The organism is Volucribacter psittacicida, assembly GCF_004339025.1.
GTDB lineage: Bacteria > Pseudomonadota > Gammaproteobacteria > Enterobacterales > Pasteurellaceae > Volucribacter > Volucribacter psittacicida.
Map to the genome: position 1 here is coordinate 236,683 of NZ_SMFT01000002.1, position 22,421 is coordinate 259,103.

Consider the following 22,421-nt stretch of genomic DNA (forward strand, 5'->3'; position numbering starts at 1 on the left):
TCATTACTGCGTTATCTGCTTAATCCAAGTAAATAACTCATCTAAATCATAATCTCCGCTATGTGGTTTATCCCAAGGTAAAGCAAAATCCACCTGATAACCTTGATTTTGTAACGCCGTTGCTAATATCACAGGGATAGCTAAGCTGGTATCCCTATCTTTGGTGCCATGACGGATTCGCCAAAATTGGGCATTGTTGGCTTTATTTTCCAAATAGTTTAATGGATTCATCAATTTCACCACGTCCTGATCCGCTTGTTGACTATCCACCACGAGGCTATGTTGCTGTGAGTAAGGTGTAAAATGACGTTTATTAATACTTGCCGTACCAAATAACTGATTTTCGCCCGCACTTAAATCTAACGCATCAAAAGCAGGTGGCGTTTTCATACGCCCTATATCATGTAGATAAGCATTAAAATCCAGATCGGTCACTTGCCCCTTTTCAATGTTCAACCAGCTAAACTGACTTAAATCCTTGCCTTGTGCTAGTGCCGTTTGCGCAGAACGCAAAACGTAAGATTTCACTAATTGCTTAAAACTCCCTTGTCCTTGCTCATCTAAACGCAAAGGCTTACCCTGCTCATCGGTTAAAGCAAGGCTATTGAGATAACTTGGAAATTGTTGTTTTAATTGATAAGAAACTTGAATTTGCTCATTATCTAATGTTCCTGGCACTTCTTTACGTTGCACATTATAATCTAGCATACTCACTTCAATTTTTTTATAATCATTAATCCCATTAAATTGCCATTCATAAGCCATATCTGCATGCTCAAGATTGGTAATTGGGCAATAAGCCGATACTGCAAAAATCTTATCGCTTGCCTCGGCAGCACCTAATGCTTTTAAATAAGGCTCATAATCTTGATTATCGCCCGTTGCCCCAAGCAAAGCGGAAACGGCACCACCCGCACTTGTTCCATTAGAAATAATCTTATTGGCATCGCCTGGCATTACCCCATCATTAAAATGCAAATAACGCACTGCGGCTTTTAAATCCACAATAACCGCAGGGGCTTTTCCCGTATATTCACCTTGTGCATTTTGCGTTGTACGCCCTCTTGCCCCTGGTGAAGCCACAATTAAGCCCTGCTCCAAAGCCGTAGCAATCGTTTTTGTCGCTTGCCCAGCAAAGCCTTTAGCCTCGCTAGTTGCTGTAGCAGGTTTGGCAGGCATATAGCCACCGACTTGATTAGGTAAGAAAATCGGCGCATTCTCAGCATTGTATTGCCCAATACTTTTTCCTTCAAAATAAGCCTCTGGAATATAAATATTCATCACTTGATAATCTCTATCCACAGGATTACTCACATAGACAATATTCTCATAAGCACGAATTGCCATTGATTTACCATTTAATGTAATGGTTTGATGTTCATATTGCTCTGGATCAAAAGTAAGATCTTGATTGGCTAACACTGCCGTAGAAGTTAAACAAGTTGCTAAGCCCAATAACTTAGCCATATTTTTAACAGACATCGATTGCTCCTAAAAATTATCAAAAAATAACCGCACTTTTATTTTACACATTGAGACAAAATTTCAATGAAAATATTGTCAAGAAAATACAAAATTTTATCAAAGTAAGGCAAGGTTAGGCAGAACAGGCAACTGATAATAAAAACAGTATTTAACTGTATTTATTGACAGTTATTTTTTATTACTTATAATACTGTACAAATAAACAGTAAACAGGAGCATAGTATGAAAAAAATTGATATTCGTTTTTCCAAAGAAAGAGACAGCAAAAAAGCGATAATGCAAGATAAAATTATCGTGAAATTGCAACAAGTTTTACCTGAACGCATTGCCACTAAATTTGATGATGTCAATGTGAGGATTCGTATCTCTACTTCTCAAGGTGTTGATTTAAGCGGCTTTTCTAGTGAAGAAAAAGAAAAGATGCTCGAATTTTTAGAAGAAATTTGGAATGATAGCAGTCTCATTGATGATGTTTTTGATTATTAATTCAGTAACTTGAGGCGAGTTTAGCTCGCTTCCATCTTATATTAAATGAGCTGATTAAAATTATTAAAAAATAACCGCACTTTTATTTTATAGTCGTTTCAACTTAAGAAAACAAGTCGGCATACCAACGCCGTATTATTTTAAAGGGGGACGGCTATACCTTTCAATCCCTACGCTTTCTCTCTATAATAAGCCCATTTAACAATAAAGATAGAGAGTAATATGTCCCTTTTTCAGCAAGCACCTCAGGCTTTATGTATTTTACGTTTATCTGCTATTGGCGATGTTTGCCAAGCCCTTGCTGTGGTGCAACAAATTCAACAATATTGGCCTGAAACCAAATTAACTTGGATCGTGGGGAAAACAGAAATGCAATTACTTGCTGGGCTTCCGGGTGTTGAGTTAATTTGTTATGACAAAAAAACTGGCTGGCGAGGGGTATTTTCATTATGGCGGCAATTAAAAAAACGGCGTTTTGATGCCTTGTTAAATATGCAAACCGCTTTGCGAGCCTCCATCATTTCTTTGGGAATTAAGGCAACATATAAAATCGGTTTTAGCGCTAAACGTGCAAGAGAAGGACAATGGTTATTTATTAATCGGCAGGTGAATGAACCCGATAATCCTCATGTTCTTGCTGGTTTTATGGCTTTTGCCCATTATTTGGGCATTCCCCCATTTGTGCCTCACTGGCATTTACCGCTTTCTTCTTCGGATAAGCAAGCCATTGTGCAATTTATTGATCCACAACGTAAAAACCTATTGATTTCCCCTTGTTCAAGCAAAGCGGAAAAAGATTGGTTAGTGGAAAATTATGCACAAGTGGCTAACTGGGCAAATCAGCACAATATCAATGTGATATTGTCGGCATCTGGTGCGGAGCGAGAACAAAAAATGGTAGAAAAAATCACCGCACTTTGCCAATTTAAGCCGATTAATTTAGCCGGTAAAACCACATTAAAACAATTAGCCGCATTAATTGGCAAAGTAGATTTAGTGTTATCGCCAGATTCTGCCGCCGCACATCTCGCCTCAATTCAAGGCACAAAAGTCATTGGTTTATACGCCTACCATAATCCGTTACGCACAGGGCCTTACAATCATCTTGAGAATGTCATTTCGGTATACCAGCAAAATTTACAGCAACAATTTGGCTTACCGGCGGAACAACTTCCTTGGGCAACAAAACTAAAAGGCGATAATTTAATGGCACAAATATCGCCTGAGGTCGTGATTAAAGCTATAGCCAAACAGCTTGAAATTCAATAAAAAAGCTAAAAATGCACCGCACTTCAGGAAATCTTAACTTTATCGAGATTGACAAATAGGACAACAAAAACTATTGCGTTGTCCTATCACTAGGCTTTCTATTGGGTGTCCACATTGCACACAAGGCTGATCCTTACGCCCATAAACCAACAATTCCTGTGCAAAATAGCCCGGTCTTCCGTCAGGACGCAAAAAATCTTTTAATGTGGTTCCCCCTTGAGCAATGGCGGTCTCTAATACTTGCTTAATAATATCAACCAAATGATGGCATTGTCGCTGAGTTAATTTTGCCGCTGGTTTAAGAGGATGAATACCAGCTAAAAAGAGGCTTTCATTCGCATAAATATTACCTACACCAACCACGACCCCATTATCCATTAAAAAGGTTTTCACCGCCGTTTGTTTTTGACGAGATTTTTTAAACAGATAATCTCCCGTAAAATCATCACTCAAAGGCTCAGGACCGAGCTTACGAAAAAGTGGAAAGGTTGCCAGATCATCAGTCCATAGCCAAGCCCCAAATCGGCGTGGATCGTTATAGCGTAAAATTTTGCCATTATTTAATCTTATATCAAGATGATCGTGCTTTTCGGCGGGGCTTTGTTTATCCACAATACGCAAAGATCCCGACATACCAAGATGCCCAATAATAAAACCTTGCTCAAGATGAATAATCAAATATTTCGCTCGTCTTGAAAGTGCGGTGACTTTTTGTTGAGAAAGTGCCATTAGCTCAGGGCTGACCGCCCAACGCAGTTTTACTTGCCGTACAATAATTTCCTCTATTATCGCACCTTGCAAATAAGGGGCAATGCCATTTTTAGTGGTTTCAACTTCAGGTAATTCAGGCATTATGACCTCATAATAGAACAACAATAAAAAACCCGAACATTGTTCGGGCTTTCAGCATGGAGACTAAAATTATTTAATTTTAGCTTCTTTATAAATAACGTGTTTACGCACAACAGGATCAAATTTTTTGATTTCCATTTTTTCAGGCATATTACGTTTATTTTTGGTTGTAGTATAAAAATGACCGGTTTCTGCACTAGAAACTAAACGGATTTTTTCACGAGCACCTTTAGCTGCCATTTGTTAGCTCCTTAGATTTTCTCGCCACGGGCACGGATGTCAGCTAACACTGCATCAATCCCTTTCTTGTCAATAATACGCATACCTTTCGCTGTTAAGCGTAAAGTTACGAAACGTTTTTCACTTTCAACCCAGAAACGATGGGTATGTAAGTTAGGAAGAAAACGACGACGTGTCGCATTCATAGCGTGTGAGCGGTTGTTACCAACAGCTGGACGCTTGCCTGTTACTTGACAGACTCTAGACATAGTTATTCTCCAATAATTAATTAAGCTCGAGCTTACGGTTTGGATTACTCAATTTTTCGTTAAAACCCAAATCCTTGAGCTACCTCGTCAGGTATCAACCCAACCCGCATAGTATATTAAAGGTCGTGAATTATACTTACTTTATTCCAGTTTCTCAAGTAAAAAACACATATTCCACCAAAATCATAGCCAATTTTGCTCCGCAAAAGAAAAATAAGTGCCTTTACCAATAATAAAATGATCCAAAACACGAATTTCCATTAACTCACAGGCTTGCCGAATTTGTTCGGTTATCTGTTTATCTTGTTCACTTGGCGTTGCCACGCCTGAAGGGTGATTATGTGCCAAAATCACGGCGGCGGCATTATAAGCTAACGCCGTTTTAATAATTTCTCGAGGATAAACATTCGCTTGATTAATTGTGCCTAAAAACAGCGTTTCTTGTTTAATTAAACGATGTTGATTATCTAACAATAAGAGCAAAAAGATCTCACGTTCCTGTTGTTCTAATTCCGTTTGTAAATAGAATTTTGTGGACTCAATATTATGAAATTGATGTGTCATAAATAATTGTTGCGAAAGATAACGTTTCGTCATTTCTGTACAGGCTTTTAGCTGAATAAATTGGGTTATACCAATACCTTTAACCGCACAAAAATCCTCTGCATTGGCATTCATCAAAGCACGCAAAGAACCAAAATGCTGTAATACTTGTTGAGAAAGATCAATAACAGGGCAATTTTTTATCCCTGTCCGCAAAAAAATCGCCAAAAGTTCATAATCTTGTAACGCACCTGCACCTAATTTTAATAATTTTTCTCGAGGCATTAATGATAGTTCAGTCATAGCAATATTTTCACAATAATCAGCATTTTCTTATCATCTAATAAAAACGACACAAGACCAAATAGAATGCTAAAGTTAGGCAGAAAGTTGGAATCAAGATCGCAAAAGCGAGGTTTTTTAAGGGGTTTTGAATATTGTCGTTTCAATTTAGAATGAGATAAGGTAGTACAGCGAAACTTGTCAACGCTGTACATTTTAAAGTGGAACGATTTCTGAGAAACAACAATAAAAATAATTCCAAAACAGACCGCACTTTAGATTAAATAACAGCCTGTTTTGATCATAATGATTACTCTGCCGAATGATATTGATTTAATGGCGGCACAGGCTTACCAATTTTGGCATAAAATTCCTGCACAAACTGCTCAAAACGTTGTTGCTCAATGGCTTGACGAATTTGTGCCATTAAACGTTGATAATAACGTAAATTATGAATGGTATTTAATCTCGCCCCCAAAATCTCGCCACATTTATCCAAATGATAGAGATAAGATTTGGTGTAATGCTGACAGGTATAACAATCACATTCAGGATCTAAAGGGCTGGTATCATCACGATATTTAGCATTACGAATTTTTACAATGCCATCGCTCACAAATAAATGCCCATTGCGAGCATTACGAGTCGGCATCACGCAATCAAACATATCAATCCCACGCCGCACACCTTCAACCAAATCTTCTGGTTTGCCCACGCCCATTAAATAGCGTGGCTTATCCGCTGGAATTTTCGGCGTAATATATTCTAAAATACGGTGCATATCCTCTTTGGGTTCGCCAACGGCTAAACCGCCCACCGCATAGCCATCAAAACCGATCTCAATCAAACCTTCCACCGAAATTTTACGCAATTCTTCATAAACGCCCCCTTGAATAATGCCAAATAACGCGTTGTTATTGCCTAATTGATCAAAGCGATCACGACTGCGTTTTGCCCAACGTAATGACATTTCCATTGACTGTTTAGCATAATCAAACGTGGCTGGATAAGGGGTACATTCATCAAAAATCATCACAATATCAGAGCCAAGATCATATTGGATTTCCATTGATTTTTCAGGCGAAAGAAAAATACGCTCGCCATTAATCGGATTTTGGAATTGCACGCCCTCTTCACTAATTTTGCGTAACTTGCCTAAGCTAAACACCTGAAAACCGCCTGAGTCGGTCAAAATCGGACGATGCCACTGCATAAAATCGTGCAAATCGCCGTGCTTACGCATAATTTCTTGCCCAGGACGTAACCATAAATGGAAGGTATTACCCAATAAAATTTCCGCTCCCGTTGCACGCACTTCTTCTGGCGTCATACCTTTGACAGTCCCATAAGTGCCCACTGGCATAAACGCTGGGGTTTCCACAGTAAATTCCCCCTGTGGACGTTGAAAAATTAAGCGCCCCCGTCTGGCTCTGCCGTCCGTTTTATCTAATTGATATTGCATTATTCACTCCTTATAACCGAATAAACAGTTCGATATATTGTCGTTTACAGCCCCTCGCCATAAACAAAGGCAGTATTTTAATATGATTTATGGTAATTTGCTTGGTTTTTATTTCAAATTATTCTTGCTACCTATGGCTAAATCCCCCATTTTAGCTCGCCAAATTGGCGACACCATTATGGCTGATTATTCTCGCTTTATTGAGATAAATTTTTGCGAAAAAATATTGATTTTTCACTTGACACAAATCGTTTTTTTTTGAATAGGGAAGTTTTGTCGGCTGAATAGCTAATTGACAAACAAGATAATTTATTGAGTTTTTGGAGGCATTTTATGTACAAATTATGGGTAAACTTATGGAAAAAACCCTTTTCTTTTCTGGTATTTATTCTCGCCATCGCTTTAAGCCTAACCAGTCTATCTGTTCAGGCAAATGATATTAAACAACTACAACAACGAGCGGAGCAAGGGGATGTTGAGGCACAATTTAATTTAGGAGTGATGTATAGATTCGGAGAAAGGGCAAAACAAGATTATGCTCAAGCAGTGCAATGGTATCGTCAAGCAGCGGAGCAGGGTTTGGCTGAATCCCAATTTAATTTAGGGACTATGTATGCCAATGGGCAAGGGGTAAAACAAGATTATTTTCAAGCAGTAAAATGGTATCGCCAAGCAGCGGAGCAAGGTTTGGCTGAGGCTCAACTTAATTTAGGGGGGATGTATGCTAAAGGACAAGGGGTAAAACAAGATTATTTTCAAGCAGTGCAATGGTATCGCCAAGTAGCGGAGCAAGGATTGGTTCAAGCTCAATTTAATTTAGGGCTTATGTATGATAATGGACTAGGAGTAAAACAGGATTATTTTCAAGCAGTACAATGGTATCGTCAAGCAGCGGAGCAAGGTCATGCTGATGCCCAAAATAATTTGGGTTTTATGTATGCTAATGGACAAGGGGTTAGGCAAAATCTTTCCCAAGCCAAAGAATGGTTTGGCAAGGCTTGTGATAATGGCAGTCAGTTAGGTTGTGATAATTATAGAAAGTCAAATAATCAATAATTTTAAATCAGCATAAGGAATAAAAATGTATAAAAAAGCAGTTATTTTATTAGGGTTATTACTTATTGTCCCTATTAGCGAAGCACGCAAGGCACGTTGTGCGGATTTTGCCACACAAGCGGAAGCCCAAGCTTATATGGAGCGTTATGGAGCATATTATCTAGATCGGGATCGAGATGGCGAACCCTGCGAATGTTTACCCGGTGGTAGCAAATATGGTTCAAGTGTGTGTCGCCGATAGTGCTTTTTGATTAAATATTATTTATTAGTAAAAGCGCGGTCAAAAATAAAAAGTTTTTGACCGTTTTTATATCCAGCAAAATATTTCGCTTTCAGCTTTTAATGATTAATCTCTAACCATCAGCCATCTCTCCTCTGTCTTCTGCTCAATAAACATCGCATCACCATAACTAAAAAAACGGTAGCGGTGTTGCACCGCACTTTGATAAGCCTGCATAGTATGTTGATAGCCTGCAAAAGCGGAAACCAACATAATTAATGTGCTTTCTGGCAAATGAAAATTCGTAATCAAGGCATCAATAATATGAAAGGTTTTACCTGGATAGAGAAAAATCGCTGTGTCGGCAAAATAAGGTTCAATAATTTGACGGCTTTGTTTAGCAATGGCTTGTTGTGCCGCACTTTCCACTGAACGTACCGAAGTTGTCCCTACGGCAATCACACGTTTGCCAGCCTTTTTGGTGGCGATAATCGCTTCGCAAACCTGTGGTGGCACTTCCACATATTCGGCGTGCATTTGATGATCTTCAATATTTTCTACTCGTACAGGTTGAAACGTACCTGCCCCAACGTGCAAGGTAACAAAGGCAAAATTAACGCCTTTTTGTTTTAATTGATCGAGTAAATCTTGATCAAAATGCAGACCTGCGGTGGGTGCTGCCACTGCGCCTGGCACTTGGTTATACACCGTTTGATAACGCTCTTGATCGGCATCTTCATCTGGGCGATCAATATAAGGTGGCAAAGGCATATGCCCTATTTGTTGTAACACTTCAAGTAGGGGCAAAGATTGATCTAATAATTCTAGCTCAAATAAACTACCTTGCCTTGCGAGCATTTTGACCCCTATGCCCTTTCCTTCCCCCAATTTATCCTCGCCAAGCCATAATTCTGCCTGTTCTTTAGGGGATTTTGAGGATCGAATATGGGCTAAAAAACGGCTTTCAGTGAGAACGCGTTCCACCAATACTTCCACTTTTCCACCACTGGCTTTACGCCCAAACATTCGTGCAGGGATAACACGCGTATTATTAAAAATCAGTAAATCCCCTTCATCAATTAATTCAACAATATCAGCAAAAGTGCGGTGAGTAATTTCTCCCGTTTTACCGTTAAGCTGTAATAAACGACTGGCTCGGCGTTCTGCCATAGGATAACGAGCGATAAGCTCATCGGGTAAATCAAAATTAAAATCAGAAACACGCATAATTCATTCTTTAAAAATCATTCTATTTGGTGCCGAATTTTAACAAAGATTTCGCTTACTCGCTTGATTTTATTTCTCTCGCTGTCGCCAATAGGTAGCAAAACGGGGTTTACCATTATTTGTTACACCACGATATCGGTAAGTAATCACTGACCCTATAGCTGGTGGGTTTTGGCGTTCGGCTAAATTAAATCCTGAGCCAATTTTAAATTGCCCCCGATGATTTTCGCAGGTAATTGCCCCTAATACTTGAGCAAATTGCCCCTGTCCTTGATGATGAGCGATAACGGTACATTCTTCATCAAGGGTACTTTTCACTTTTAAGATACGTTGGCTTCTCCCTGCTATATAAGGGGCTTTGGGATCACGAATTACAACTCCCTCGCCCTGATTTTGTTCCACTTGAGCGAGAAAATCTTGTAGATGTTGCTGATTTTGAATGGGAATTTGTGGAATAATTTGAATATAAGGAGTGGGATTTTGAGCTAAATAATCCCTTAAATATTGTAATCTTTCGGTTAAATCTCCCTGTTGATTTGGCACATCAAAAACATAGAGTTTTAATGTATCCCAACCTTGATCCTGTTCCGATCGCACAATCGCAGAGATTTGTTCAAACTGATTACGTTGGCTAAATAATTCACCGTCAATAGCGAAAGGGGGAAAATGTTGAGTAAAATAACTTGGCGGCGATAGCAAGTAACCATTACGACTAAAAAGATGTTTACCGTCCCAATATCCTCGCACACCATCTAATTTTTCGCTCATTACCCAGCCTTGTATGTCCTGTGCTTGATAAGTATCTAATAACATCAGATTGGGCGGATTGGCATAACTCCATAGACTTATCAATAATGTTAAGGTTGTTGAGAATAAATAGCGCATATTTCCTCCTGAGGTAAATACGATGGACTATAGAACAAGGTTGAAAAAAGCAAAGTATAAGGAGAGTATTTTGCGAGAGAGATCGGAAAAATAAAAAATTGAGCAATAAAATATAGTCGTTTCAATTTAAAATAAGACAAGAATTGGAAAGACTATAATGTAAAAAACTTGGCAAAATCACCAAGTTTCTTAATTAATCAATAACTTTTTGTACTAAAGCAGAAACCTCTGTTGGAAAACGCTGTTGTTGGATCATCTGCTTTATGTCGGTAGAAGAATAACGATCGCCAGGGTAAAGTACCACAATACTGCTATCGCCTACTTGGAGAAAGTTTTTCTCGCCAAAGGGCGTATAACGGGTTGCACCAATGCTAATCACGGCTTGAGTTGGGTAATTAGCTTGTTGGATTAATGAATAAATCTCGTTCATTGGCCCTTGATCTGGTTGATGATTCATTCGATCAATAATCCAATCTAGTAATTTTTGATGAAAATAAGAATAGCTTAATACAGGGCTATCTACACCATATTCATTTAATGCGGTGCCACGTTGATGAAAGCAAGCTATGCGATATGTGTTAATTTCACTTTGTTGATCAAAAGAGGTTAATGAAATAAGGTTAGTGGCAATACCTTTGGTTTGCTCGCCCCAGTTTTTCTTTTCACAAATTTTATTGGCATTAGGACAGCGGATTGAGCAATCGTTGTAAGCGGCAAAGGCACGAGGGATAAGGGCGGTCACTTTTTGCTGAGAATATTGAATATCACAAATTAACGCCACTTCAGGCTCAATTTGTAAGTTATCCGCCCCTTGACGAGGAAAACGAATATAATCCGCACTAAGAGGATAAGTGGCTAAAAAATTGTTGGCTTGAGGCACATAAAAAGGGAAAATCGCTTTAGGTTGGATCACGTCTTGCGTTGCCACATTAGCGAAATCTTTTGCTTCGCCCGCTTGTTCTAAATGCCCTGCAAAATTACCTGCAACCCCCAGACCAATGGCATTCATAAAATTCATTGTATTTTCTCCTTACATTGCTTAATGGGATAATTGATGTTTATTCAAAGATTTATGAACAATTTTTACTTTTTTACCTCTCGCTTGGAAATATTCGCCAAGCTGTTGAGCAATATAGACTGAACGATGTTTGCCCCCTGTGCAACCAATAGCGATAGTTAAATAACTGCGGTTGTTTTGTTCTAACATAGGTAGCCAAGTGTCAATATAATTGCGAGTAAGATAAATAAAATGATTGACTTCGTTATGTTTAGCAAGAAATTGGATAACGGGTTCATCTAGCCCAGTCATTGGGCGTAACACAGGATCCCAATGGGGATTAGGCAAAAAACGTACATCAAACACATAATCCGCATCAAGGGGGATACCATATTTAAAGCCAAAGGATTCCACCACAATATTTAATTCTTTTTCGCCATTGCCACGCAAAAACTGACGTAATTTTTCCGCAAGCTCGTGGGTAGAAAGGGTTTTGGTGTCAATGATTAAATCCGCCTGCTGTATAAGAGGTTCAAGCTGTTGTTGTTCTAATTCAATGGCTGATTCCAGTGATAAATCCTGCGTGGACAAAGGGTGTAATCGTCTTGAATCACTGTAACGGCGAATTAGGGTGCTTTGATCCGCCTCTAAAAAGATAATTCTAATTTGGTGCTGAGAGGGGATTTTCGCCAAAATCTCATTGACGATAGTGGGTTTACGGGGCAAATTACGAATGTCTAAGCTGATTGCTACCGAAGACTGATTAGCGGCGAGATTATCAATTAATTGTGGTAACAAATTAAACGGAAGATTATCAACACAATAATATCCAATATCTTCTAAGGCTCGTAAGGCAACGGATTTACCAGCCCCCGAGCGTCCGCTAATAATGATAATTTCCATTATTTCTTATCCTCGTTTATGTTTCTGATTGTAAGTCCACCATTTCAAAAATTTGCCAAATTTCCACCGCACTTTTTGCATTACGTAGTTGTTTACATAAGGATTTATCCATTAATTTTTGTGCTAAGGCTTGTAACATAGGTAAACAGGCTTGGCATTGTTGTTCTGGCAACATAATAGCAAAGAATAAATCAACCTCTCGCCGATCTGCAGCGTTAAATTCAATCGGGTTTTCTAATTGAATAAACACCGCTAAAGGTTTTTCGCCCTCTGGCAATTTAGCGTGAGGAATTGCAACGCCATTACCAATACAAGTACAGCCTACTTTTTCTCGATTAAACAATTTATCAAAACATAAATGCGGATCGAGATTGCCTTGTTGAGCAATCATCTCGGCGACTAATTCTAGCAAACGTTTTTTGCTTGAACATAATATCCCTTGCCGAATATTCTCTGGGGTTAATAACTCAGTAAACTTCATAAAAATTACAGCTTAAATTGCTCGCCAAGGTAAACCCGTTTAACCTGTTCATTATTCAAAATTTCATCAGGTGTGCCATTAGCAATCATATGCCCTGCACTCACAATATAAGCCCGTTCACACACATCGAGGGTTTCACGCACATTATGATCGGTAATTAACACCCCTAAACCACGATCACGCAAATCCACGATAATTTTTTTAATATCAATCACCGAAATAGGATCAACCCCAGCAAAGGGTTCATCAAGTAAAATAAATTTTGGGTTTGCCGCTAAGGCTCTTGCAATCTCTACACGACGACGCTCCCCCCCAGAGAGGGCTTGCCCTAAGCTATCACGAATATGCCCAATATTAAATTCGTCAATTAATTGATCAGCACGCTCACGCCGTTGCTGTCCATTCAGATCCTTACGGATTTGCAATACTGCCATCAAATTATCATAAACGCTTAAACGGCGAAAAATCGAGGCTTCCTGCGGCAAATACCCTACTCCACGCTGAGCACGTTTGTGCATAGGTAAAAGGCTAATATCTTCATCATCAATCCGAATTTTCCCTTGATCGTGGCGTACTAAGCCTACCACCATATAAAAGGTGGTGGTTTTGCCAGCCCCATTAGGCCCAAGTAAGCCTACAATTTCCCCTGAATTAACCTGTAAACTCACATCTTCAACCACCTGACGGCTTTTATAACTTTTGGCTAAATTTTCTGCATATAACACTGGCATAGTCATCACCTATTTATTTTTTAATTGTGCAGGCAAGAGCACCGTTCTTACACGAGAATTTGGCGATCCCACCGCATTTAATTGTTGTTTTTTCACATCATAAGTAATCACATTACCATTGATTTTACTATCCAGTTGCTTTAATTCCGCATTCCCAGTCAAAGTCAAAAACTCTTTTGACAAATCATAATGCACCTTTTGAGCTTTACCATCAACAGGCTTGCCATCGTCCATCATTTGATGAAAGGTAACAGGATTGCCTGTGGCATCAATGGTCTCCTGCTGTTTTGAATCCTGTGGACGTGTAATCACCACTTTTTGTGCTTTGATAATAATGGAACCCTGCGTAATCACCACATTATCGGTAAAGGTCACCACATTATGCTCTAAATCTAAAGATTGATTGTCAGAAACGATATTAATCGGCTGATTAGTATCATCTTGTAATGCCCAAACATGCAAAGAGGCGAGCAATAAGGTTGCCGTTAATAAGGTTTTAGCGGCAAAGTGATTAATTGTTAATTTCATAATGTGTTTTTACCTGCTCTTGTAAGGTTGCAATTTGTTGTTGTAAATTTCCAGTGAGTTTTTGCCCTGTGGTAACAAAATTTTGTCCATTAATTTTGACCGCACTTTGTGAAGAAATATTATGATTCGTCAAATTTACCACCGCACTTTGGGTTTCAATCCGTTGTAAACGTGAATCAGGTAATAAACTTTGCACCACCACATTGCCCGTTAAATATAACAAATTTTCTTTGCTTAAGGTGGCAAGATCCGCACGCAATGTCCAGCTTTGTTGTTGTGATTGACGGCTTTCTGTGTCGTATAAATAAACAATCGGCTGTTCAAACTCGGTGCGACCATCACTTTCAAAATAAGCAACCTTGCTTGATTTTGCTACATATTGACGCTGACCATTAGTGGGCGAATAAAGCACCGTTTCCATATTTAACCCTGTATATTCTGGGCTTTCTTCGGCTTTAATAAGATTATGCAAACTCTCATCCTGTTGGTTTAACGAATAAAACCAAGCTAACAATAATAATGCGACAAGAGATAGCACAATATTCCAACGAATATTCATAAATTTTTGCTCAATATAGTTCACCCAATATAAAGGGCTAATAATACCATGTTTCTGGTAAAATGTATGCTTATTAACAAGCTCGCCAATAAAAATACGCAAGTAAAGGGCGGTCAGTTTTCGTCTGTTTTTTTATAGGGAGTTTGATTTAGATGAGGTATGCCAACAACGCCCTATTATTTTCAATAAAAACCACGAAATTTTAATTTTTGATTGACAAAAAATCGGTTTAACGTTATTTCTATAGGCCACAGAAGAGGTGCGTTACTCAGGTAGTTATTTTTTTGATTTCGGAATCAATAAATTAAATCAAGGGTTTAATTTAACAAAAATAATCAGGGGAGTTTTCGCCGAGATAAAGTTTTGTCCGAACAAACCTTTATCGGCCTTTAGGGTTGAATCTCTGAGGCTGTCATTTTTACCTAAATTGGTGCAAATGGAGCGCTTCTACAATGATATTTCTATTATTGTCCTTTGCGTTTGCTCCCTCTCTGAATATTCTCTTAACTTATTTTTTACTTGTTTAAAGGAATCATCTATGTCCAATTATTCTGTTGCTAAATTTGGTGGTACCAGTGTTGCAGATTATGAAGCAATGCAAGCCTCTGCGAAAATTGTTATTGCCGATCCGAATACTCGTGTCGTTGTGCTTTCGGCTTCCGCTGGCATTACCAATTTATTAGTTGAATTAGCGAAAGGCTGTGATACGGCACAACGGGAGCAATGCCTTGCTAAAATCCGTCAAATTCAATATGCCATTCTTGATAAACTCAAAGACGCCAGTATTATCCGCGAAGAAATTGAACGCTTATTAGCCAGTATTCAATCTTTATCTGAAGCCGCGAGCTTAGCCACTTCTCCCGCATTAACCGATGAATTGATTAGTCATGGTGAAATGATGTCATCGTTAATTTTTGTGGAAGTATTACGCGATTTAGGTCATACCGCAAGTTGGCTTGATGTCCGTTCTGTGGTTGCCACCGATAGCCATTTTGGTAAAGCGGCACCAAACGATGAAAAAACCCAGCATAATTGTGATCAGGTGCTAAAACCTTTAGTGGAAAATGGCGAACTAGTTATCACACAAGGGTTTATTGGACGAGATGAAATGGGCAAAACCACCACTTTAGGGCGTGGCGGATCTGATTATACCGCGGCATTATTAGCCGAAGTACTAAAAGCCAAAGATGTTTTAATTTGGACTGATGTGGCTGGCATTTATACCACTGATCCTCGCATTACTTCCGCAGCGAAACGCATTGAAACCATTAGCTTTTCCGAAGCCGCTGAAATGGCGACCTTTGGGGCAAAAGTTTTACACCCTGCCACCTTATTACCTGCGGTACGCAGTAACATTCCTGTTTATGTAGGATCAAGTAAAGCACCAGAACAAGGCGGGACTTGGGTAACAAGGGATCCACATTTACGCCCAACTTTCCGAGCCATTGCCTTACGTCGTGAGCAAACCTTACTGACCTTATCTAGCTTAAGTATGCTACATGCTCAAGGTTTTCTGGCGAAAGTCTTTAGTATTTTAGCGAAACACAAAATTTCCGTAGATACCATTACCACTTCGGAAGTGAGCATTGCCTTGACCTTAGATAAAACAGGCTCAGCTTCTTCGGGAGCAGAATTACTCTCTAATGCGTTAATTACCGAGTTAAGCGAGCTTTGTAATGTCAAAGTGGATACAGGCTTGGCATTAGTCGCCTTAATTGGCAATGATTTACATATTGCAGCAGGGGTAGCGAAACAAATCTTTACAGCATTAGAAGATTACAATGTGAGAATGATCAGCTATGGTGCCAGCACCAATAACATTTGTATGTTAGTCAATGGTAGCCAAGCCGATGATATTGTAAGCAAATTACATCAAGCATTATTCGCTTAAACGGATAATAAAGGGGCTATGAGGTTTCTGCTTGATAGCCCTCATCTTCTAAACTTGGGTTTTTAGCTCCTTGTTTTGCCAACAGATCACAACGCTCATTCTCACTATGCCCAGTATGCCCTTTTACCCAATGCCAATTTACCTGATGTTGTTGCACTTGCTGATCCAATAATCGCCATAAATCCTGATTTTTAACCGCACTTCCATTGCTGGTTCGCCAATTTTTTCTTTTCCAATTAAAAATCCATTGCGTGATCCCATTTTTTACATATTGACTATCACAATACAAATCCACCACACAAGGCTGTTTTAAACATTTTAATCCCTCAATCACCGCCAATAACTCCATACGATTATTGGTGGTAACAAAATAACCTTGAGAAAGCGTCTTTTCATGTTGTTGATAACGCAACAATACCCCAATTCCCCCAGCACCGGGATTGCCTAAACAGGAGCCATCCGTAAAAATTTCAATCTTTTTTTGCATAAATCTTTGTTACAATAACCAGAAATAAACCGATCATAACGCAAAACTTATTATGAACCTAGAAATTAATACTCATCGACAAATTGTACTGGATACAGAAACCACAGGTATGAACCAATTAGGGGCACATTACGAAGGGCATTGCATTATTGAAATTGGTGCGGTGGAAATTATCAATCGCCGCTATACGGGAAAAACCTTTCATGTTTACATCAAACCCGACCGCCCCGTTGATCCTGAAGCGGTAAAAGTTCATGGCATTACCGACGAAATGTTAGCGGATAAACCACCTTTTGCAGAAATTGCCGATGAATTTTTAGAATTTATCCAAGGGGCAGAATTATTAATTCACAACGCTCCCTTCGATGTGGGCTTTATGGATTATGAATTTACTAAACTAGGAATACAGATCAAAACGGAACAAATCTGTAAAGTAACGGACACCCTCCAACTGGCACGTCAAATGTTTCCCGGCAAACGTAATAATTTAGATGCCCTCTGTGATCGTCTCGCCATTGACAATAGCAAACGTACCCTACACGGCGCCTTGCTCGATGCGGAAATATTAGCAGATGTTTATCTCACCATGACAGGGGGGCAAACCAGCTTATTTGATGAAAATATCATTGATGAACCTCAATCGTTAGAAAATACCCCTGATACACAACAAAGCCAAATTCAATATAACACCCCACAACATCAACTAAAATGCCTTACCCCCAATGAAGAAGAGCTAGCGGCACATCAAGAATATTTAAAATTGATCAACAAAAAAAGTGGCGATAAATGCTTATGGGTACTATACGAAAAGGGACAAAACTTGCATTAATGTTTATTTCCTAATCAGTTAAAGCAAATTTATAGAAAACCCATAAAAAAGGGGTTGACGATCAAATCAATCCCAATTATTATGCACCACACAAAGCGGAGTGGTAGTTCAGCTGGTTAGAATACCTGCCTGTCACGCAGGGGGTCGCGGGTTCGAGTCCCGTCCATTCCGCCAATTCTTTTAAACATCTCATTTAATTTTCATGTCAATATAAACCGTTATTTTTCTGTTAAAACTTTTTTAAAATACACCGCACTTTAATAGAATTATCTATAACTAATAATCAACTAAAGCAATCCAATCATTATCCTTGTCCTCCTTTAAAAGAATATAGTGTTGATACATCTCGCTGTAGTCTTTGTACTGTATTTGACATAAGCCTATAGGGTTAAGCAAATATCAATTACCTAATAAAAATATAATTTTTACTTTACATAAAAACCAATAAGCTGTTATATTTTCCATATATAAATAATATATACTTTTCATTTTTTATTATGAGCGAAACAAAATCACCCTATACTTATCATCAAAACACTTCAGCAATCCCTAGTTTACTTTGTGATTTCTATAAAGTTTCTCATCGTAAACAATATCCAGCGGGAACAGAAGTAATATATAGCACCTTTACACCAAGAGATAACCATAATAATCCTTATCTTGATAGGGCTGTCTGTTTTGGTTTACAAGGTTTTATTCAAAAGTATCTGATTGATTATTTTAACGATAATTTTTTCCAACGACCTCAGGCAGAGGTTTTGCAAGAATATCGTGATTTTATTTACCGCACTTTGCAACAGGAAGATTCTGGCGAACATATTAAACAACTTCATCAGCTTGGTTATTTACCAATAAAAATTAAAGCCATTGCTGAGGGAAAAAGTGTTGCAATGAAAGTCCCCATCATGACGATTGAAAATACACATCCCAAATTTTTTTGGTTAACCAATTATCTTGAAACTTTAATTAATCTTTGTTTATGGCAACCGATGACTTCGGCTTCTATGGCTCGTCGCTGCCGATTAACTTTCGAACAATTTGCCAAAGAAACCTGTGATAATGATCTGCATATCCCTTTCCAAGCCCATGATTTTTCTATGCGAGGAATGAGTGGCTTAGAAGCCGCTGAGATTTCAGGGGCTGGGCATTTAACCGCATTCTTAGGAACAGATACCATTCCAGCTATTTGTTATATTGAACGTTATTACGGAAGTCAAAAACTTATTGGTACGTCAATTCCAGCGTCTGAGCATTCTGTTATGAGTGCTCACGGACCAGATGAGCTTTCTACCTTTCGCCATTTAATGTCTCTCTATCCTAATACTATGTTATCCATTGTGGCAGATACGACAGATTTTTGGCATAACATTAATGTTAATTTACCCTTACTCAAAGATGAAATTATGGCTCGCCCTGAGCAAGCCAAAGTCGTCATCCGCCCTGATAGCGGAGATGCCGTAAAACTACTTTGTGGTGATAATCAAGCCAAGACTGAATATGAACAAAAAGGACTGATTGAATGTTTATGGGATTTATTTGGTGGTAAGATAAATCAAAAGGGCTATAAAGTGCTTGATGGTCATATTGGTGCCATTTATGGTGATGGACTCAATTATGACAAAATGGAAAAAATTCTAATGGGCTTAAAAGAAAAAGGTTTTGCGAGTAGTAATATTGTATTTGGTGTCGGTTCAAGAACTTATCAACAACTCAGTCGCGATACCTTAGGTTTCGCAATGAAAGCAACATCAATCACCATTAATGGTAAAGAACAAGCGATTTTTAAAGCTCCAAAAACCGATACAGGATTAAAAAAATCACAACGAGGTAGGGTAAAAGTAACATCTTTAGATAGTTATATAGAAAATTTGAATGCTAACAGTGATTTTAATCAAGATTTACTTGAAGAAATATTTTGCAATGGAAAATTGCTTAAAACTACCGATTTTGATCAAATTCGGCGAAACTTAGGATTTTAACTATTTTATAATCGTTCCAATTTAAAATAAAACAAGGTGGCACGCCGAATACAGTACAGGTAGTACGGCGAAGCATAGCAACACTGTATTATTTTAAAGCGGGACGACTATATTTTCTTTCTCCAATAACAACCCACTTAACCCATCAATAAGCATTAACTCTTGATTAACGCCATTAATATTTTTTAAATCAGACCGCACTTTTTGTAGGATTTGATTAGCGTTAAGCAAGGTTTGTAGGTTATTTTGTTGAGCAAACTGGAGGATGGCTCGTTGGAAATCAGGACAAGCCCAATGATGTTGAATATTGAGTTTCGCTTTTAAGCTATCCATTAGGAAAGCAATGAGCCAATCTAATTGTTGGAAAATCAGCTCAGTTTTGAAATAAGGCAAAATTTGTAGCATGTCATCACGTTGATAAAAACGCCAAAATTGACGAATTAATTCATTACGCTCCTGAAGCCAATTTTGTTGTAAGCAGGTTAAAGCGGCAAGGGGACGATTATGGGTAATGCGTAATGCCATTTGTAGGCTGGTGAGATCATATTCATTATGATTTTGTAATTGTTGTTGTAACCAATGGCTGGCTTGTTGCTCGCTAGGATTGTGAATTAACCAAGTTTGGCAGCGGCTGTAAATGGTTGCCAATAATGGGGAAGATAAATCTGTTTGTAATAAAAAATAGGTTTGTGGGCGGGGTTCTTCTAAGGTCTTTAAAAGTGCGTTTGCCGCCGCTTCAGTAAGGCGATGAGCGTCTTGTAAATAAACGACTTTATTGCCATTTTGTTGGGCGTGCTGATTTAGCTTTTCACTTAACTCTCGAATTTGTTCAATACTAATATCTTTATTCTCAATGGGAGAAATATGATAATAATCGGGGTGATTGCCTGCTTTAAACAGTTGGCAAGCATGGCAGGCTAGGCAAGGTTTTGGCTGTTGTTGACAGATCAACCAAGCAGAAAGATGATGAATTAATGCGGCAACGCCAATATCAGGCTCGGCTTTGAATAATAAAGCGTGATGTCCATAGCCTTGTTGAAAGGCTTGGCTAATTTCTTGGTAATAAGGTTCAAGCCAAGGATACAAGTTGTTCATTCTCTATCCAATGTCGTATTTGTTGTTTAATATCATCACGCACCTTTTCTAGGGGCTGTTCCGCATTGATGATCAAGGCTTTTGGATCTTGTTGTACGAGTTGTAAATAACGATTGCGTGTACGTTGGAAGAAATCCAGTTGTTGCTGTTCAATGCGATCTAATTTTCCCCTTGTTTTAGCTCGAGCAAGCCCAATAGCGGGATCAATATCTAAATAAAGGGTGAGATCAGGTTTAAAATCCGCGAGGATCGCTTGCTTTAAATGGGTTAATAATTGTTGATCTAATTGTCGTCCACCGCCTTGATAGGCTTGTGAAGATAGATCGTGGCGGTCGCCAATAACCCATTTTCCCGATAAAAGTGCAGGTTTGATTACATTTTCTACGAGCTGAATACGGGCTGCATAGAGCATTAATAATTCTGCTTTATCGCAGACAGGCTCTTCCACTTCGTGTTTAATCAGATGACGTAATTTTTCCGCCAGCGGTGTACCGCCAGGTTCACGTGTAAACACCAAATCTTTGATACCATATTCCGCTAATACATTAACAATGGCTTGTTGTGCGGTGGTTTTGCCAGCCCCTTCAAGCCCTTCTAAAACAATAAATTTTCCTTTCATTTTTGATAATTCTCTCGATACCAGCGTAAATATTGTTGTACTGCGCGATTATGTTCCCCTAAGGTTTTGCTAAATTTATGTCCGCCCGAACCGTCAGCTACAAAATAGAGAAAATCGGTTTTATCGGGATTAGCGGCTGCCATAATGGATTTTTCACTTGGCATTGCAATCGGTGTAGGGGGTAAGCCGTCAATGACATAGGTATTATAAGGGGTGGCTTGTTGCAGATCTTTACGGCGAATATTGCCTTGATAAGCGTCCCCCATACCATAAATAACGGTAGGATCAGTTTGTAAACGCATATTACGTTTTAGCCGATTAACAAATACCGAGGCGACTTTACCTCGTTCGCTATCAATGGCGGTTTCTTTCTCAATAATTGAAGCAAGAATTAATAATTCGTAAGGATTGGCTAAGGGCAAATCTTTATCACGTTGTTGCCAAGCCTGATCTAATAATTTAATGGTGCGTGTTGAGGCACGTTTTAATAAATCTAAGTCGCTAGAATAAGGCGTATAATGATAGGTATCAGGATAAATCCAGCCTTCTAAACTTTGCCATTGATAAGCATTTTTGGCATAGCTTGGGATCGCGAGTAATTGCATAATCTCATCAATGCTTTTCTCTGATAATTGATTGTTTAAATAAGGGGCATTAGCCAAATGTTGCTGAAGTTGTTTAAAGGTTTCGCCATCGGTAAAACGAATGGCGAGTTGTGCCTCTTTACCACTATTGAATAATAATAATAAATCGTGCAGATTTTTGACCGCACTTATCTCATAAGTCCCTGCCTTAATTTGTGCATATTCAGGGTTGAGCCTTAATAAAATAGGTAACCAGTATGGTTGAGAAATTAGCCCTGCTTGGTGAAATTGTTGTGCCAGCTGTTGGCTATTTGTACCACGTGTAATGGTAAAATAATAGGGGTTATCTTGTTCGGCTTGAGAAAAAGGGGCATAGCGTATTTGTTCAAGTTGATGCCAAGCATAAACCGCACTTGCCACACCGAATAAAAGAAGAATGAATAAGCAACCAAGCAATTTTTTCATAACAATATTTCGTTAGGA

Annotated in this window: 25 protein-coding genes, 1 tRNA gene and 1 riboswitch; of the genes, 8 read left to right on the forward strand and 18 right to left on the reverse strand. The window is 38.7% G+C overall.

Annotation, left to right across the window (positions count from 1 at the left end):
- Positions 1-3 precede the first annotated feature (3 nt).
- Complete coding sequence (locus EV694_RS04455) at positions 4-1,482, reverse strand: subtype B tannase (RefSeq protein ID WP_132689851.1); 1,479 nt, start codon at positions 1,480-1,482, stop codon at positions 4-6.
- Between the two features lie 225 nt (positions 1,483-1,707).
- On the opposite strand from EV694_RS04455, the gene EV694_RS04460 reads away from it, so the two are divergent.
- Complete coding sequence (locus tag EV694_RS04460; protein WP_132689853.1) at positions 1,708-1,971, forward strand: DinI-like family protein; 264 nt, start codon at positions 1,708-1,710, stop codon at positions 1,969-1,971.
- A 222-nt stretch (positions 1,972-2,193) separates the two neighbouring features.
- Positions 2,194-3,240, forward strand: coding sequence for a glycosyltransferase family 9 protein (locus EV694_RS04465; RefSeq protein WP_132689856.1), 1,047 nt, complete (start codon positions 2,194-2,196; stop codon positions 3,238-3,240).
- Positions 3,241-3,279: 39 nt separating this feature from the next.
- Here EV694_RS04465 and mutM read toward each other — a convergent pair whose 3' ends face one another.
- The 5 genes from mutM to tgt form a co-directional block, all read right to left on the reverse strand.
- Positions 3,280-4,092 (reverse strand): bifunctional DNA-formamidopyrimidine glycosylase/DNA-(apurinic or apyrimidinic site) lyase, encoded by an 813-nt coding sequence (mutM, locus tag EV694_RS04470; RefSeq protein ID WP_132689859.1) that lies wholly within the window; start codon positions 4,090-4,092, stop codon positions 3,280-3,282.
- A 69-nt stretch (positions 4,093-4,161) separates the two neighbouring features.
- Complete coding sequence (gene rpmG, locus EV694_RS04475) at positions 4,162-4,332, reverse strand: 50S ribosomal protein L33 (RefSeq protein ID WP_047977607.1); 171 nt, start codon at positions 4,330-4,332, stop codon at positions 4,162-4,164.
- 11 nt (positions 4,333-4,343) lie between these two features.
- On the reverse strand, positions 4,344-4,580 hold the full coding sequence (rpmB, locus tag EV694_RS04480; RefSeq protein WP_078238985.1) for a 50S ribosomal protein L28: 237 nt from the start codon (positions 4,578-4,580) through the stop codon (positions 4,344-4,346).
- Between the two features lie 183 nt (positions 4,581-4,763).
- Positions 4,764-5,432 (reverse strand): RadC family protein, encoded by a 669-nt coding sequence (gene radC, locus EV694_RS04485; RefSeq protein WP_424580050.1) that lies wholly within the window; start codon positions 5,430-5,432, stop codon positions 4,764-4,766.
- Between the two features lie 283 nt (positions 5,433-5,715).
- Complete coding sequence (gene tgt / locus EV694_RS04490; protein WP_132689865.1) at positions 5,716-6,867, reverse strand: tRNA guanosine(34) transglycosylase Tgt; 1,152 nt, start codon at positions 6,865-6,867, stop codon at positions 5,716-5,718.
- Between the two features lie 333 nt (positions 6,868-7,200).
- On the opposite strand from tgt, the gene EV694_RS04495 reads away from it, so the two are divergent.
- Entirely contained in the window at positions 7,201-7,923 is a 723-nt protein-coding gene (locus tag EV694_RS04495; protein ID WP_132689868.1) for a tetratricopeptide repeat protein, read from the forward strand.
- 25 nt (positions 7,924-7,948) lie between these two features.
- A complete protein-coding gene (locus tag EV694_RS04500; protein ID WP_132689870.1) occupies positions 7,949-8,164 on the forward strand; it encodes an excalibur calcium-binding domain-containing protein in 216 nt (71 codons plus the stop codon).
- Between the two features lie 105 nt (positions 8,165-8,269).
- On the opposite strand, the gene queA is transcribed toward EV694_RS04500, so the two are convergent.
- The 8 genes from queA to lptC all read right to left on the reverse strand — a co-directional run bounded on the left by queA (position 8,270) and on the right by lptC (position 14,454).
- Entirely contained in the window at positions 8,270-9,370 is a 1,101-nt protein-coding gene (gene queA, locus EV694_RS04505; RefSeq protein WP_132689873.1) for a tRNA preQ1(34) S-adenosylmethionine ribosyltransferase-isomerase QueA, read from the reverse strand.
- Between the two features lie 69 nt (positions 9,371-9,439).
- Positions 9,440-10,255, reverse strand: a complete 816-nt coding sequence (locus tag EV694_RS04510) for a DNA ligase (protein WP_132689876.1) — start codon at positions 10,253-10,255, stop codon at positions 9,440-9,442.
- Between the two features lie 193 nt (positions 10,256-10,448).
- The gene (locus tag EV694_RS04515) at positions 10,449-11,273 is read right to left on the reverse strand and encodes a DUF5718 family protein (RefSeq protein WP_132689879.1); all 825 of its coding nucleotides are present in this window, start codon (positions 11,271-11,273) and stop codon (positions 10,449-10,451) included.
- A 21-nt stretch (positions 11,274-11,294) separates the two neighbouring features.
- Positions 11,295-12,155: an RNase adapter RapZ gene (gene rapZ, locus EV694_RS04520; protein WP_132689882.1), complete on the reverse strand. Its 861-nt coding sequence runs from the start codon at positions 12,153-12,155 to the stop codon at positions 11,295-11,297.
- 16 nt (positions 12,156-12,171) lie between these two features.
- Positions 12,172-12,636 carry a PTS IIA-like nitrogen regulatory protein PtsN gene (ptsN, locus tag EV694_RS04525; RefSeq protein ID WP_132689885.1) on the reverse strand — a complete coding sequence of 155 codons (465 nt, stop codon included), beginning with the start codon at positions 12,634-12,636 and terminating at the stop codon, positions 12,172-12,174.
- Between the two features lie 5 nt (positions 12,637-12,641).
- Positions 12,642-13,367 carry an LPS export ABC transporter ATP-binding protein gene (gene lptB / locus EV694_RS04530; protein ID WP_132689888.1) on the reverse strand — a complete coding sequence of 242 codons (726 nt, stop codon included), beginning with the start codon at positions 13,365-13,367 and terminating at the stop codon, positions 12,642-12,644.
- A gap of 9 nt (positions 13,368-13,376) precedes the next feature.
- Entirely contained in the window at positions 13,377-13,895 is a 519-nt protein-coding gene (gene lptA, locus EV694_RS04535) for a lipopolysaccharide transport periplasmic protein LptA (protein WP_132689891.1), read from the reverse strand.
- Entirely contained in the window at positions 13,879-14,454 is a 576-nt protein-coding gene (gene lptC, locus EV694_RS04540; protein WP_132689894.1) for an LPS export ABC transporter periplasmic protein LptC, read from the reverse strand. Before lptC ends, lptA begins: the two co-directional genes overlap by 17 nt.
- A gap of 246 nt (positions 14,455-14,700) precedes the next feature.
- Positions 14,701-14,909: riboswitch (Lysine riboswitch) on the forward strand.
- A gap of 83 nt (positions 14,910-14,992) precedes the next feature.
- Between lptC and lysC the strand changes: the two genes are divergently transcribed.
- The gene (lysC, locus tag EV694_RS04545; protein ID WP_132689896.1) at positions 14,993-16,345 is read left to right on the forward strand and encodes a lysine-sensitive aspartokinase 3; all 1,353 of its coding nucleotides are present in this window, start codon (positions 14,993-14,995) and stop codon (positions 16,343-16,345) included.
- A gap of 16 nt (positions 16,346-16,361) precedes the next feature.
- Here the strand turns inward: lysC and rnhA are convergent, their stop codons facing one another.
- The gene (gene rnhA / locus EV694_RS04550; protein WP_132689899.1) at positions 16,362-16,832 is read right to left on the reverse strand and encodes a ribonuclease HI; all 471 of its coding nucleotides are present in this window, start codon (positions 16,830-16,832) and stop codon (positions 16,362-16,364) included.
- Positions 16,833-16,884: 52 nt separating this feature from the next.
- Between rnhA and dnaQ the strand changes: the two genes are divergently transcribed.
- The 3 genes from dnaQ (at position 16,885) to EV694_RS04565 (ending at position 19,640) form a co-directional block, all read left to right on the forward strand.
- A complete protein-coding gene (gene dnaQ / locus EV694_RS04555) occupies positions 16,885-17,661 on the forward strand; it encodes a DNA polymerase III subunit epsilon (RefSeq protein ID WP_132689902.1) in 777 nt (258 codons plus the stop codon).
- A gap of 97 nt (positions 17,662-17,758) precedes the next feature.
- A tRNA-Asp gene (locus tag EV694_RS04560) sits at positions 17,759-17,835 on the forward strand.
- A 323-nt stretch (positions 17,836-18,158) separates the two neighbouring features.
- Positions 18,159-19,640 (forward strand): nicotinate phosphoribosyltransferase, encoded by a 1,482-nt coding sequence (locus EV694_RS04565; RefSeq protein WP_132689905.1) that lies wholly within the window; start codon positions 18,159-18,161, stop codon positions 19,638-19,640.
- Between the two features lie 93 nt (positions 19,641-19,733).
- Here the strand turns inward: EV694_RS04565 and EV694_RS04570 are convergent, their stop codons facing one another.
- The 3 genes from EV694_RS04570 to mltG are packed head-to-tail and all read right to left on the reverse strand — an operon-like array spanning position 19,734 to position 22,403.
- Positions 19,734-20,735 (reverse strand): DNA polymerase III subunit delta', encoded by a 1,002-nt coding sequence (locus tag EV694_RS04570; protein ID WP_132689908.1) that lies wholly within the window; start codon positions 20,733-20,735, stop codon positions 19,734-19,736.
- The gene (tmk, locus tag EV694_RS04575; RefSeq protein WP_132689911.1) at positions 20,710-21,354 is read right to left on the reverse strand and encodes a dTMP kinase; all 645 of its coding nucleotides are present in this window, start codon (positions 21,352-21,354) and stop codon (positions 20,710-20,712) included. The genes EV694_RS04570 and tmk overlap by 26 nt, the downstream gene beginning before the upstream one ends.
- On the reverse strand, positions 21,351-22,403 hold the full coding sequence (mltG, locus tag EV694_RS04580; RefSeq protein ID WP_132689914.1) for an endolytic transglycosylase MltG: 1,053 nt from the start codon (positions 22,401-22,403) through the stop codon (positions 21,351-21,353). Before mltG ends, tmk begins: the two co-directional genes overlap by 4 nt.
- Positions 22,404-22,421: the final 18 nt, after the last annotated feature.

Coding starts and splice junctions, on each gene's coding strand:
- EV694_RS04455 (WP_132689851.1), bottom strand. CDS start 1,482: ATGTCTGTTAAAAATATGGCTAAGTTATTGGGCTTAGCAACTTGTTTA.
- EV694_RS04460 (WP_132689853.1), top strand. CDS start 1,708: ATGAAAAAAATTGATATTCGTTTTTCCAAAGAAAGAGACAGCAAAAAA.
- EV694_RS04465 (WP_132689856.1), top strand. CDS start 2,194: ATGTCCCTTTTTCAGCAAGCACCTCAGGCTTTATGTATTTTACGTTTA.
- mutM (WP_132689859.1), bottom strand. CDS start 4,092: ATGCCTGAATTACCTGAAGTTGAAACCACTAAAAATGGCATTGCCCCT.
- rpmG (WP_047977607.1), bottom strand. CDS start 4,332: ATGGCAGCTAAAGGTGCTCGTGAAAAAATCCGTTTAGTTTCTAGTGCA.
- rpmB (WP_078238985.1), bottom strand. CDS start 4,580: ATGTCTAGAGTCTGTCAAGTAACAGGCAAGCGTCCAGCTGTTGGTAAC.
- tgt (WP_132689865.1), bottom strand. CDS start 6,867: ATGCAATATCAATTAGATAAAACGGACGGCAGAGCCAGACGGGGGCGC.
- EV694_RS04495 (WP_132689868.1), top strand. CDS start 7,201: ATGTACAAATTATGGGTAAACTTATGGAAAAAACCCTTTTCTTTTCTG.
- EV694_RS04500 (WP_132689870.1), top strand. CDS start 7,949: ATGTATAAAAAAGCAGTTATTTTATTAGGGTTATTACTTATTGTCCCT.
- queA (WP_132689873.1), bottom strand. CDS start 9,370: ATGCGTGTTTCTGATTTTAATTTTGATTTACCCGATGAGCTTATCGCT.
- EV694_RS04510 (WP_132689876.1), bottom strand. CDS start 10,255: ATGCGCTATTTATTCTCAACAACCTTAACATTATTGATAAGTCTATGG.
- EV694_RS04515 (WP_132689879.1), bottom strand. CDS start 11,273: ATGAATTTTATGAATGCCATTGGTCTGGGGGTTGCAGGTAATTTTGCA.
- rapZ (WP_132689882.1), bottom strand. CDS start 12,155: ATGGAAATTATCATTATTAGCGGACGCTCGGGGGCTGGTAAATCCGTT.
- ptsN (WP_132689885.1), bottom strand. CDS start 12,636: ATGAAGTTTACTGAGTTATTAACCCCAGAGAATATTCGGCAAGGGATA.
- lptB (WP_132689888.1), bottom strand. CDS start 13,367: ATGCCAGTGTTATATGCAGAAAATTTAGCCAAAAGTTATAAAAGCCGT.
- lptA (WP_132689891.1), bottom strand. CDS start 13,895: ATGAAATTAACAATTAATCACTTTGCCGCTAAAACCTTATTAACGGCA.
- lptC (WP_132689894.1), bottom strand. CDS start 14,454: ATGAATATTCGTTGGAATATTGTGCTATCTCTTGTCGCATTATTATTG.
- lysC (WP_132689896.1), top strand. CDS start 14,993: ATGTCCAATTATTCTGTTGCTAAATTTGGTGGTACCAGTGTTGCAGAT.
- rnhA (WP_132689899.1), bottom strand. CDS start 16,832: ATGCAAAAAAAGATTGAAATTTTTACGGATGGCTCCTGTTTAGGCAAT.
- dnaQ (WP_132689902.1), top strand. CDS start 16,885: ATGAACCTAGAAATTAATACTCATCGACAAATTGTACTGGATACAGAA.
- EV694_RS04565 (WP_132689905.1), top strand. CDS start 18,159: ATGAGCGAAACAAAATCACCCTATACTTATCATCAAAACACTTCAGCA.
- EV694_RS04570 (WP_132689908.1), bottom strand. CDS start 20,735: ATGAACAACTTGTATCCTTGGCTTGAACCTTATTACCAAGAAATTAGC.
- tmk (WP_132689911.1), bottom strand. CDS start 21,354: ATGAAAGGAAAATTTATTGTTTTAGAAGGGCTTGAAGGGGCTGGCAAA.
- mltG (WP_132689914.1), bottom strand. CDS start 22,403: ATGAAAAAATTGCTTGGTTGCTTATTCATTCTTCTTTTATTCGGTGTG.